Origin of the sequence: Flavobacterium sp. SH_e, assembly GCF_025717045.1 — a bacterium.
Lineage (GTDB): Bacteria > Bacteroidota > Bacteroidia > Flavobacteriales > Flavobacteriaceae > Flavobacterium.
Window position 1 is genome coordinate 46,389 of the sequence record NZ_JAOVZN010000009.1, and the last position, 12,507, is coordinate 58,895.

The following is a 12,507-nucleotide window of genomic DNA, read 5'->3' on the forward strand; positions in this document are numbered from 1 at the left end:
ATGAATGGGGAGTGGTAAATTGCGGGGCTGAATTATGTTTCTAATCATTCATAATTCATAATTCACAACTTACAATTAAAAAAATGAATTTAAAACTAAGCACGAATTCACCATTCACCATTGATGATTCGCAATTAAATATTACAGGATCAAAAAGCGAAACTAACCGCTTATTGTTACTAAAAGCGTTATTTCCTAATATCACTTTAGCCAACACTTCAAATTCAGACGACAGCGAAGTAATGCAAAAAGCTTTAGCAGGAAATGATGAAATTGTAGATATACACCATGCGGGAACTGCGATGCGTTTCTTAACTGCTTATTTTTCGGTTAACGATGGAAGAGAAGTGGTTTTGACAGGATCCAGCAGAATGCAAGAACGTCCGATTAAAATTCTGGTTGAAGCTTTGGCACAATTAGGTGTTGAGATTTCATACGAGAAAGAAGTAGGATATCCGCCAATTAGAATTAAAGGAAAAAAAGTTACATCTTCAAAAGTAACTCTGGCAGCAAATGTGAGCAGCCAGTATATTTCAGCACTTTTATTAGTGGCTTCAAAATTAGATAATGGTTTAGAATTGACTTTGGAAGGAGAAATTACTTCGATTCCATATATCAAAATGACTTTAGCTTTGCTTAACGATTTGGATATTAAAACCAGTTTTGAAGGAAATGTAATTAAAGTTTTTCCTAAAGAATCAGTTGAAACAAAAGAAATGGTTGTAGAATCAGATTGGAGTTCTGCTTCTTATTTCTTCAGCCTTGTCGCTTTATCAGATGCTGCAAAAATTACTTTGAGCAGTTATAAAGAAAATAGCCTTCAAGGAGATTCAGAATTAGTTTCTCTTTATCAAAAAATGGGTGTGAAAACGACTTTCCAAAACAATAAAATGACTTTGGAAAAAGTGGCTGGATTTAATTATCAAGATGTAAATTTTGATTTGAATAATACGCCAGATATTGCACAAACGATTGTAGTTACTTGTTTAGGTCTGGGAATTGGATGTCATTTAACCGGTCTTCATACTTTAAAAATTAAAGAAACAGACCGTCTTGAAGCTTTAAAAACGGAGTTGACAAAATTAGGCGCTACTATTTCGGTGACTAACGACAGTTTAACTTTAGTTAAATCAGACAATATAAAACACGATGTACATATTGCAACTTATAACGATCACCGTATGGCAATGGCATTTGCTCCTTTAGCGATTAATGTACCAATTATTATTGATGATGCAGAAGTTGTTTCAAAATCATACCCAGATTTCTGGAATGATTTAAAAGCTTTAAATTTTCAGGTTTCTGAATTGTAAAAAAAAAATTGAACCATATAAGTGATATAAGTTCATTTAAATAAAAGCTTAACGCAAAGTATGTAAAACATAGCCTCTGGTTTCAACCAGAGGTTTTTTTATGTGTGGTTTTGTTTGTATTCGTAAAGTTTGTCATTTCGACGGAGGAGAAATCACACTAGAAACTCGACAAGGATTGGCGATTTTCTTTGTAGATTCATGAGCGCGATTTCTCCTCCGTCGAAATGACAATAGTACGTTGAACAGGTTTGTGTTAGAAAAAAAACATTTTTAATGCTTCCCGAAACCTCACAAAATCAAGGACTTTTGAAAATAATAGCCAAAACACTTGACAACGCCTATTTCACAATCGTATATTTGCAGGCGATTTAAAATTTTAGATAAAAAAATCTAAGATTGATATTTTAAAATCTAACTTCAAATATGAAATTATCACACTTCAATTTCAATTTACCGAAAGAACTTTTGGCTGAATTTCCAGCAGAAAACAGAGATGAATCTCGTTTAATGGTAATTGACCGTAAAAAAAACACAATCGAGCATAAAATGTTTAAAGACGTTATCAACTATTTTGATGACGGAGACGTTTTAATTCTTAACAATACAAAAGTTTTCCCTGCACGTTTGTATGGAAACAAAGAAAAAACTGGAGCTAGAATTGAGGTTTTCTTATTAAGAGAATTAAATTCTGAGCAACGTTTATGGGACGTTTTAGTAGATCCAGCTAGAAAAATCCGTATTGGTAACAAACTTTATTTTGGTGATGACGATTCATTAGTTGCTGAGGTAATCGACAATACAACATCTCGTGGTAGAACTTTACGTTTCTTATACGATGGATCTTACGAAGAATTCAGAAACAAATTGACAGAACTTGGAGAAACTCCAATTCCTAAATACATCAACAGAGAAGTAACTGCTGAAGATGCTGAAAGATACCAAACAATCTACGCAAAAGAAGAAGGAGCTGTAGCGGCACCAACTGCTGGTTTACACTTCTCAAAACACCTTTTGAAAAAATTAGAAATCAAAGGAGTTAATTTTGCTGAGGTAACTTTACACGTTGGTTTAGGAACTTTTAACCCAGTTGAGGTTGAGGATTTATCTAAACACAAAATGGATTCTGAGGAATTAATTATCAATCAAAAAGCTTGTGATATCGTAAACGAAGGTAAAGCAAAGAAAAAACGTATTTGCGCTGTAGGAACAACTTCTATGCGTGCAATTGAAAGTTCTGTTTCTTCTGCAAATACTTTGAATCCTTACGAAGGATGGACAAATAAATTTATTTTCCCTCCTCACGATTTCAGTATTGCAAACTGTATGATCACAAACTTCCACACTCCAAAATCAACATTATTAATGATGATTTCTGCTTTCTGTGGACATGATTTAATGAAAAAAGCATACGAAGAAGCGATCAAAGAAGGATACAAATTCTATTCTTACGGAGACGCGATGTTAATTCTATAATTAGATTTGATATTATAAAAAATAACCCGACAAGTTTTTAAGACCTGTCGGGTTTTCTATTTTTTAATGGTTTCAAGTTTCAGGTTTCAGGTTTCAGGTTTGACTTTCTTTGAGAAATTTAAACACAAAGTTCGCAAAGCTTTGCGAACTTTTGTACTTGGCAAACACAAACTGAGCAAAAAAAACCTTGCGAACTTTGCGTTTAAAAATACACAACGCATATCAACATGAAACTTAAAACCTGAAACAAAACAAAACAAACAAAAATTGTTATTTTAGCAGACAAAACAAAAAACACAATGACTTTTCAAAATACACGCGAATTTGCACGAGAGCTAGATTCGAAAGACGCATTAAAACAGTACCAAGACCAATTCATTTTTCCTAAAGTAAACGACAAAAGAGTAATTTATTTTACCGGAAACTCATTAGGATTACAGCCAAAACGTACTAAAGCATATATTGATGAAGTAATGAATGATTGGGCAGAATTGGCAGTTGAAGGTCATTTTTATGCTGAAAAGCCTTGGTGGGATTATCAAGAAAGATTTGCAGAACCGTTAAGTAAAATTGTCGGTGCGCTTCCATCAGAAGTTACGGTTATGAATACTTTGACTGTTAATCTTCACTTACTGATGGTTTCTTTTTATCAGCCAAAAGGCAAACGTTATAAAATTATCTGCGAAGAAAAAGCTTTCCCATCAGATCAATATATGTTTCAAAGTCAAGTCCACTTTCACGGATATAAATCTGAAGATGCGATTGTAGAAATTAAACGTCGAGAAGGAGAACATAATATTCGTCTTGAGGATGTCTTAGCAAAAATTGAAGAAGTTGGAGATGAACTTGCTTTAGTTTTAATTGGTGGAGTTAATTATTATACAGGACAAGTTTTTGACATCAAAACCATAACTGCTGCAGGACAAAAAGCTGGAGCAAAAGTAGGTTGGGATTTGGCTCACGCTGCTGGAAATATCAAATTAGAACTTCATGATTGGAATGTAGATTTCGCCGCTTGGTGCAGTTATAAATATATGAATTCAGGACCTGGAAATGCTTCGGGTTGTTTTGTTCACGAAAAGCATCATAATTCAGATTTGCCAAGATTTGCAGGATGGTGGGGACACAACAAAGAACGTCGTTTTAAAATGGAACCAAATTTTGATCCAGTTCACGGAGCAGACGGATGGCAGATTAGTAATCTTCCAGTTCTATCTTTAGCGCCATATTTAGCTTCTGTAGAAATGTTTGCTGAGGTTGGAATGGAGGCGCTAATCGCAAAACGTGATCATATTACTTCTTATCTAGAATTTATTCTTCATGAAATTGATAAAGAAGTAGAAAGTACTTTTGAAATTATTACACCTTCAAATCCTGCTGAAAGAGCTTCGCAATTGTCTGTTTTTCTACACGGAGAAGGAAGAGCTTTATTCGACTATTTAATGAAAAATGGTGTCATTACTGATTGGCGTGAACCAAATGTTATTCGTTTAGCGCCAGTTCCGTTATATTGTTCTTATGAGGATATGTATGACTTTGGACAAATTCTTAAAAAAGGAATTTTAGGTAAGTAAAAAATAATCTCGCAAAGGCGCGAAGTTTTTAATTTAAAAGAAATAATTAAGCATACCATTTGTCATTTCGAGGAACGAGAAATCGCAATAGTTATTCCGCAAAATATGTCGTCAATCTTTGTAGAGTTTTTAGTGCGATTTCTCGTTCCTCGAAATGACAAAAAATGAGAAAAAACTTTGCGTCTTCGCGCCTGTGCGAGATTAATTTCTTTCAGCTTGGCGAATAAAATTCAGAGCGAAACAGACATTAATCTTCAAATCTTATAAACTTTCAAAAAAATTCTGTAATAACCATTATGGCAGATATTTCTTAATTTGTAGTGTATAATTTTAAAATTACAAGATCATGAAAGGCTTATATATTTTATTGACCGTGATATTTTTAACTTCTTGTCAGCAACAAAGCAAAGAAGATATAAATAAAGCCAAGCAAGCCAGCATTGATTCAATGAAAGTTGAGATTAACAAACAGCGTGTTATCGATTCGATGAAGACAGAAATGGCTAAATTAAACGAGGAAAAGATCGAAGCTCAGAAAGAGAAAGTCGTTGTAGTACATCAACAAGATGCAACAACAGCTTCACCAGCTAAAAAGAAAGGTTGGAGCGCAACTGCTAAAGGTGCTGTAATTGGTGCTGGAGTCGGAGCGGCAACTGGCGCAATTGTTAGTAAGAAAAAAGGAGAAGGCGCAATTATTGGCGGTTTAGCTGGAGCCGCAGTGGGAACTGGGACTGGAGCTGTTATTGACAGTAAAAACAAAAAGAAAGAATAGTAAATTTATATATTAAATTATGGCAGTCGTTTTACTTGACTGCCATTTTTATTTAAGTGCTTTTTCATTTAGATTCTAATAGGTATTCTCTTCCGCAAGAGTCAACATATTTAAGCAACTCGAGTTTTTCTTCGTTATTGTACCATAATTTAAAATAAGATTTGTCAGGAAATTGATATTCATCCCAAACAATTCCAGATCCTTGATTTCCAGTTTGATTACCAATTAAATTCAATACTTTATTACGTTTCATGCCTAATTTAACTTTGCAAAAATCGTTTATAGTAATTTTTTCAATAACTGATTCTGAAGTTTGATATCTAAAAGGTCTAAAGTTTTTATTAGATGAATCTAATTTGTATTCTTTTGCACAAGGATCAATAAAATACATTTGAATTAGTTTGTCATTTTTGTAAATCAGTTTCATTTTGCATTGATAGTCTAATTTATAAACAAAACTAGATCTTACTTTTTGGCATGATACGCCAATGATTTTTTCTGCATCAGTACGTTTTATGCCAATTTCGATTTTGCAAAAATCAGAAAGTTTCAAATTGTTAGAGAAGGAAGAGTAAGTTGAAAATAAAATCAAAACAAAACATTTTAAAATATGTTCTTTAGCATAAATCTTTGTCATAAATTGAATTTTAAAAAGTAAAACGAGTTTTAAAAAAAATATTGCTTTGTAACCCGGAAGTTGTTAATTCTGATATGTAAGAATTGATTTTTTTCCATTTCATTAAAAAAACAAACCCCAAAATTATTTTCTAATTTGGGGTTTTCAATTTTAAACCAACTCTGAAACGGGAATTTTAATACCAACTAATTCTGATTTACAAGAATCGAGTTGATCAAGGTCACCTTTAAAGACTGTCGTCGATTCAAATAAATTTTTATAATACTCAATTCCATCTAACAGGTTAGATTTAAAAGAATTCCATTTTTTAAGCTGAGCCGTTGTAAGTTCTCCAGAAATAGAATGAATTTCATTTCTAAAATATTCAACATACATTTTAAGCTCTTTTATAAACAAGTTTGGGCGCTTACTTCTAATAACCGATTTTCCTTGATAAATATGCTGGATCATTTCTTTTAAAGAAACTTCTTGATCAAAATATGCCAAGTTTGGTCCTGGACAAATTACAACTCCTTGCGCTTGGCCTTTTATTTTAATATCGTTTTCTAAATAGGAAGCATTTGCTAAACCAACGCATAAACAAGATTTTTCGGTAATCTTGATTTTGCTTTTTTCAAATTCATCAGCAGATAAAGAATCTTTTCTTGCTTCTAATTCTTCCAGTTTTATATCTTGATATTTTTTTGAAGCCGTACAAATTCCGTGCGGATTATATTCTTTGCTTAAAGCTAAAAATTTCTTTGGACAAGAACTTCCAGCTTTATTTTCCTGAATTCTTTTCTGTTTTAAGAATTCGTTAGTTGTTCCTTTCAAAGTGTTGAATGGAACTCCCAAAGGCGAAATGTTACTTAAATAGAAATCATCTTCTTTGGCATTCATCAATAAATTGCGAGTTTCTTGATCTACAGATGTTGCTTCTGGAACTAATAAAAATGGGGAACCCCAACCAATAGAATCTACTTGATATTCGTCTAATAAAAACTCATGTTCTTGAGAAGTTCCAACACCGCCTTGAACTGTAATTTTTAATTCTAAAGGATTTTCTGGAAAGTGCTGATTTTTTGCCTTTAAAGCTTTAATCATTAAATCGTGGGCAGATTGTACCAATTGTTCTTTTTTCTGCTTAAATTCTTCTAAAATGGCGCCTAATAAGAGTCCGTCGGTTGCAAAAGCGTGTCCGCCGCAGTTTAATCCCGATTCGATTCGGTATTCGGACACCCAAAGCCCTTTTTTAGCTAAGAAATTTCCTTGAATCATCGCCGATCTAAAATCACTTACTTTTAAGACGATTTTCTTTTTCAGTTCATTGTTTTCATTTGGAAAAAAATCTTTGAAGTTTTCGAAGTAACCAAATAATCTCGGGTTCATTCCAGCGGAAAGCACAACAGAAGATTCCAAATTACTATTTGCAAAACCTCTTAAAGCGGCATGCGCATCGTTAAATTCAATTGGCAATTGTTCATTTTTGATAAAGTTGTCTTTATCTAATTTCGTCATAATATTAACATCGATTTCTCCAGGGAATAGATGTGTTTCAATGTAATTTTGAATGTTTTCTTTAAAGGAAATTCCGTCATCTAATAAGTTTTGAAATCCTTTCTTAATGTCAGAAGTGTTTGGTAACATTGACATAAAGTTATCAAGAGCCGTTTTGCTCTCGGCTAATTCAGTTTTAAAATTTTCAAATTTCTCTTTGACAATTTTATCGACTAAATTTAAATAAGAAGTAATTCGCTCTGCGCGGTAATCGTGAAATTTCTGACTGATTTCTTCGTAAGGGAAGTTGAATTTTGTGCTGTAAAAATTACGCATCTTTTCAATCAAATCATCGTCGGCTAAAGCTATAACAGATGAAATTCCATATTGCGCCACTCGAATCGGACTGTCTATCGTATAAGCCAATCCCATTACTGGAATATGAAAAGTATGCAGATTTTTTTTTGTCATTTGTATTCGGATTAAAATAGAGACAAATGAAGAAAAATATTTTATCCTAAAACCTGATAATTGTCAGGTTTGTAAATTGTTGAGAAAGTTTTTCCGCCACGAATTCACGAATTGTTTTAAATTAAATTCGTGGAAAAAAAAATTAAATTAAAATCTTCTTCAAAGATTCGGCTATGCTTCTCCACAAAAGGTTGTAGAATGATCTATCCTGAAGTCGTTCTACTTCTACTTCTGCGGCTTTGGCTTTGTCTTTCGAATCATTTTTTACGAATAAATTGACAACAGCCGTTTTAAGTTTGGCTTCTTTTTCAGGATTTTTTTTCTTGTATAATTTCACTTTAAGATCATCATAATCTAAAGAAGCATTTCCTTTTGAGCCATTATCATTTCCATAAAAATTGAAGCGGTATTTATTAAAAGTTCCAGTAAAAGTTGTGCCAATGTAAGGTTTGCTGAAACGCGTCATTGCAGCAACATCAAAATTTGAAATCACGCCTTGAATATGAAATCCATCACTTTTATCTAGAACATTAAAATTCCAATCAACATCTAAAGGAGAATTTTTCATAAAAATACATTTGACTTTGATTTTTACATCATTCATTTTTTTTAAACCAAAACCGCTTCGCAGATTGGTTGCTTGTAAATTGAATTTGTCGAAAGTTAGCACTCCAGGCCCTTTAGCAAAATCAAGTTCTTCTTCATAAACCAGTTTCGATTTCAAAACTTGCAAAGTATCTATTTGAAGCGGGAATTTTAGATTTCGCAATAAATGATTGTAAAGATATTTTTTGCTTGGATCGTCTTTCAGCATTTTCCCGCGATAAATATTCGCATCAAAATGATTAATTACCAGCGAATTTGCTTTGAAATAAAAACGGTCATTTTTAAAACCCCAATCCATTTTTTCCACTTGAGCCGAGTCGAACTTTAGATTGTATATATCCTTTTCTTTTTCAAGACGCTTCACAAATTCATATCGCTCAAATTGAGGCAGATTAGAGAAATTATTGATTTTTAAAAAATTCTTTTCGGTGCTTATTTTTCCAATATTGATATAATAAAAACCATTTGGTCTATAAAACAAGCTGTCAATTACTAAAGCATAACTTTTATATTGAAGAGGAATTTTTTCTTTTATAGTAGCATCAGTAATTAAAATTCCTTCCAGTTTTAAAAGGATTTTTTTTATGCTGAAAATGGGTTTTTCTGTATCTAAAGAAACAACATCGATCATTCCTTCGTTCAAATAAATATTCGAAACAGCAACAATTTTCCGAAACGGATCGACAATTTCTTTTTCAATGCTTTTATGATTATTAATTAATTTTTCTCCTTTTTTATATAAAATGATTCGAGGTTTATTGATGATTATACTTTCTGCTTGAATAATATCGCGAAAAGCTAAATCCCAAATATTGAAATGTTTGATGGTAATAGATTCGATTTTTGAAAAAAGTCCATTTTTACTATCCTTTGGTTCGTTTTTCGGACTTACCAATAAAGTTTGTGCGTAGATATTTCGAGAAAAAAGTGAGACTTCAATTTTTTCGTAATTAATATTATATGCCGTTTTGTTTTTCTCGTGAATAATAATAGGAAGCTGTTTTTTGATCCAGTAATTCAAACCAACGTTGACCAAAATCACAATGATAAATAGAGAAATTACTCCAATCGCTATTTTTTTATAGATTGACATTTATAGTATTAATTTTAAATACATAAATTTAGGCTTTAAAAAAATGTTGTTTCTTATAAAATTTTATTGAAAAGTTACATCATTACGAATTTTCATCCATTTTACTTTTTTTTAGAATATGAGAATAATTAAAAAAATCCTGCTTGTTTTATTGGTTTTGATTGCCGTGCTTGCGATTGGTTTGTGCGCTTATATTTTTCATTTGAAACCAAAATATGAAGGTTCGCTTCAACTGAAAAATCTCGAAAAAGAAACTACGGTTTATTTTGATGATTTTGGAGTTCCCCATATTTATGCAGATTCTGAAAAAGATGCCATGACTGCACTTGGTTATGTACATGCACAAGAAAGATTATGGCAAATGGAATTATTACGTCGAATTGCTCCAGGACGTTTGTCTGAAATTTTCGGTACGGTTGCACTTAAAAACGATAAGTTTTTTGCTGGAATTGGAATTGAAGAAGCTTCGGCGAAAGCCATTGCCAAATTGGATAAAAACAGCGAAAGCTATAAATTGACTCAAGCTTATCTGGACGGAATTAATCAGTATTTAGAAGAAGGAGTAACGCCAATTGAGTTTACTTTGGTTGGTGTCAAAAAACAAAAATTTACGATAAAAGATGTTTATAATATTTTCGGATATATGTCTTTCAGTTTTGCAATGGCGCAGAAAACAGATCCATTATTGACAGATATTAAAAATAAATATGGAGCTGCATATCTGAAAGATTTAGGTATTGAAGGAGAATTCAATAACACAAGAATTAAAATTTCAAAAGAGAAATCACAAGAATATACCGAGATTTCGAAATCTATAACTGCAATGTTGGATCAGTCTCCGATTCCGCCATTTGTTGGAAGCAACAGTTGGGTTGTTGGGCCACATAAATCGAAAACCGGGAAAGTTATTTTTGCGAATGATCCTCACATTGGATTTTCGCAACCAGCAACCTGGTACGAAGCACATTTGGTAACTCCACAACATGAATTATACGGCTGTTATTTGGCAGGTACTCCGTTTCCACTTTTAGCGCACAATAGAGATTATGCTTATGGATTGACGATGTTTGAAAATGATGATATCGATTTTTACCAAGAAAAAAATAAAGCAGACGATGCTTCTCAATATCAAACTCCAACGGGTTTCAGTAAATATGAAATTAGGAAAAAAACGATTAAAGTAAAAGACTCTTCAGATGTTGTGATGACGTTTAAGATAACACGCCACGGTCCAATTATGAACGATTTAATGGAACGTTTGGAAAAGAAAAATCCAATTGCAATGTCGTGGACTTACACCAGAGAACCAATTCAGATTTTGGATGCAGCTTATGGACTTTCACATGCTAAAAATACGACTGATTTTAAAAAGGCTGTTTCTTTAATTGCTGCACCTGGATTAAATGTAATGTATGGAGATGCAAAAGGAAATGTGGCTTGGTGGGCGAGCGGGAAATTGTACAGACACAATGAAGGTGTTAATACCCATTTGATTTTAGACGGTTCAAGCGGAAAAGAGGATATCACTAAGTTTTTAGATTTCGAACAAAATCCTTCGGCTGAAAATCCAGAATGGGGATATGTTTATTCGGCAAATAATCAGCCAGAAGCTATTGATAATGGTTATTTATATCCAGGATATTATTTGCCAGAAGACCGTGCGAAAAGAATTTCGGGAATTTTAGACGCAAAATCAGATTGGGATAAAGAAGCGATCAGTAAAATGATTTACGATAATACTTCGGATGTTGCGGTTGAGGTTTCTAAAAATTTAGTAGAAAGTTTAGATAATAAGCCGCTTTCGAATAATGAAAAAGAAGTTTTAAAAGTTTTAAAATCTTGGAAAGGAACAACGAACTTAGAAGATGTTGCGCCAACGATTTACAACAAATGGATTTATCTGTATCTGAAAAACACATTTGAAGATGAAATGGGTAAAGAAAACTTCAATTTATTTTTGGGAATTTCTACTGGAAAACAAGTTATTGCAAATCAGATAAAAAATGAAAATTCGGTTTGGTGGGATAATATTAAAACAAAAAATGTGAAAGAAACGAGAACAGAAATTGTTTCAAAATCATTTCACGATGCTGTTATTGCTTTGCAAAATCAATTAGGAGAAAATATTTCAGAATGGAATTGGGGGAAAGTGCATACGGTAGAACACGAACATCCGCTAGGAAAAGTTGCAGCGCTTCGCGGATTATTTAATGTTGGGCCGTTTAATTCTCCAGGTTCAAATGAAGTAATCAATAATTTATTTTTCGGATTTAATGACGAAGGAAAGTATTACACCAAAGGTGGACCTTCAACAAGAAGAATTGTCGATTTTGCAGACGTAGAAAATAGTTGGAGTATTTTACCAACAGGACAATCTGGAAATCCTTTCAGCAACCATTATGACGATCAAGCCGAAATGTACAATGCAGGAAAGTTCAGAAAAATGAAATTGAATAAAGACGAAATCATAAAAACATCAACAAAATTGGTTTTCAAACCAAAGAAATAATTTTGTTTCAAGTTTCAAGTTTCAGGTTTCAGGTTTCAGGTTTCAATTTGATTCCAAAATCTAAAAAAAGGTTCAAAGATTTCTGTTTAGAAAACCTTTGAACCTTTGTTACTTTGTCACTTTGAGCCTTACTTAGAAATATACTTCCCAAGCACAATATCATTTGCAAAAATGTTCAAATTATTAATTAGAACTTTATTATTAGTCATAACATTTTGTTTTTGATAAGCTGGGTCTTTTTCATATGCTTTTAATAAAATTTCCAATTCAACTTCATCAAAAACAACAAAACTATTGTAAATCGCATCTCTGAAATTTTTGTAATTAATGCTTCCCGTAATTTCCATTGCTTTTTGTTCATTCCAGCCTTCTTTTGCGGAAGCTTCGTTTATTTTTGCCAAGCAGAAATCAATAACATAGTTTTTATAATTGGCAGCTTCAACAATTTTGTCAATTATAATTTTGTTTTGCTGCGTTGGCATCAGCGGATGATTATTTTGAGAGAAAGATTTTGCAGAAATTAAAAGACATAATAATACAGCAAAAAAACTGTAGTTTTTTAGATTTTTCATAGGTATTTAAT

At 32.5% G+C, this 12,507-nt stretch carries 9 protein-coding genes; 5 read left to right on the plus strand and 4 right to left on the minus strand.

Going from position 1 to position 12,507, the window contains the following annotated elements:
• Nucleotides 1-83 precede the first annotated feature (83 nt).
• From aroA to OD917_RS21215, 4 genes are all read left to right on the plus strand, one after another.
• A complete protein-coding gene (aroA, locus tag OD917_RS21200) occupies nt 84-1,313 on the plus strand; it encodes a 3-phosphoshikimate 1-carboxyvinyltransferase (RefSeq protein WP_263525379.1) in 1,230 nt (409 codons plus the stop codon).
• A 423-nt stretch (nt 1,314-1,736) separates the two neighbouring features.
• A complete protein-coding gene (queA, locus tag OD917_RS21205) occupies nt 1,737-2,786 on the plus strand; it encodes a tRNA preQ1(34) S-adenosylmethionine ribosyltransferase-isomerase QueA (protein WP_111286949.1) in 1,050 nt (349 codons plus the stop codon).
• A 299-nt stretch (nt 2,787-3,085) separates the two neighbouring features.
• Nucleotides 3,086-4,360 (plus strand): kynureninase, encoded by a 1,275-nt coding sequence (gene kynU / locus OD917_RS21210; RefSeq protein WP_263525380.1) that lies wholly within the window; start codon nt 3,086-3,088, stop codon nt 4,358-4,360.
• A gap of 346 nt (nt 4,361-4,706) precedes the next feature.
• Nucleotides 4,707-5,132, plus strand: a complete 426-nt coding sequence (locus OD917_RS21215) for a YMGG-like glycine zipper-containing protein (RefSeq protein ID WP_263525381.1) — start codon at nt 4,707-4,709, stop codon at nt 5,130-5,132.
• A gap of 64 nt (nt 5,133-5,196) precedes the next feature.
• Here OD917_RS21215 and OD917_RS21220 read toward each other — a convergent pair whose 3' ends face one another.
• The 3 genes from OD917_RS21220 to OD917_RS21230 form a co-directional block, all read right to left on the minus strand.
• Nucleotides 5,197-5,769: a hypothetical protein gene (locus OD917_RS21220; protein WP_263525382.1), complete on the minus strand. Its 573-nt coding sequence runs from the start codon at nt 5,767-5,769 to the stop codon at nt 5,197-5,199.
• A gap of 150 nt (nt 5,770-5,919) precedes the next feature.
• Nucleotides 5,920-7,716 (minus strand): hypothetical protein, encoded by a 1,797-nt coding sequence (locus OD917_RS21225; RefSeq protein ID WP_263525383.1) that lies wholly within the window; start codon nt 7,714-7,716, stop codon nt 5,920-5,922.
• Nucleotides 7,717-7,858: 142 nt separating this feature from the next.
• Complete coding sequence (locus OD917_RS21230; RefSeq protein WP_263525384.1) at nt 7,859-9,415, minus strand: hypothetical protein; 1,557 nt, start codon at nt 9,413-9,415, stop codon at nt 7,859-7,861.
• A 118-nt stretch (nt 9,416-9,533) separates the two neighbouring features.
• On the opposite strand from OD917_RS21230, the gene OD917_RS21235 reads away from it, so the two are divergent.
• Nucleotides 9,534-11,924 carry a penicillin acylase family protein gene (locus OD917_RS21235; protein WP_263525385.1) on the plus strand — a complete coding sequence of 797 codons (2,391 nt, stop codon included), beginning with the start codon at nt 9,534-9,536 and terminating at the stop codon, nt 11,922-11,924.
• Between the two features lie 128 nt (nt 11,925-12,052).
• On the opposite strand, the gene OD917_RS21240 is transcribed toward OD917_RS21235, so the two are convergent.
• Entirely contained in the window at nt 12,053-12,496 is a 444-nt protein-coding gene (locus tag OD917_RS21240) for a hypothetical protein (RefSeq protein ID WP_263525386.1), read from the minus strand.
• Between the last annotated feature and the right edge of the window lie 11 nt (nt 12,497-12,507).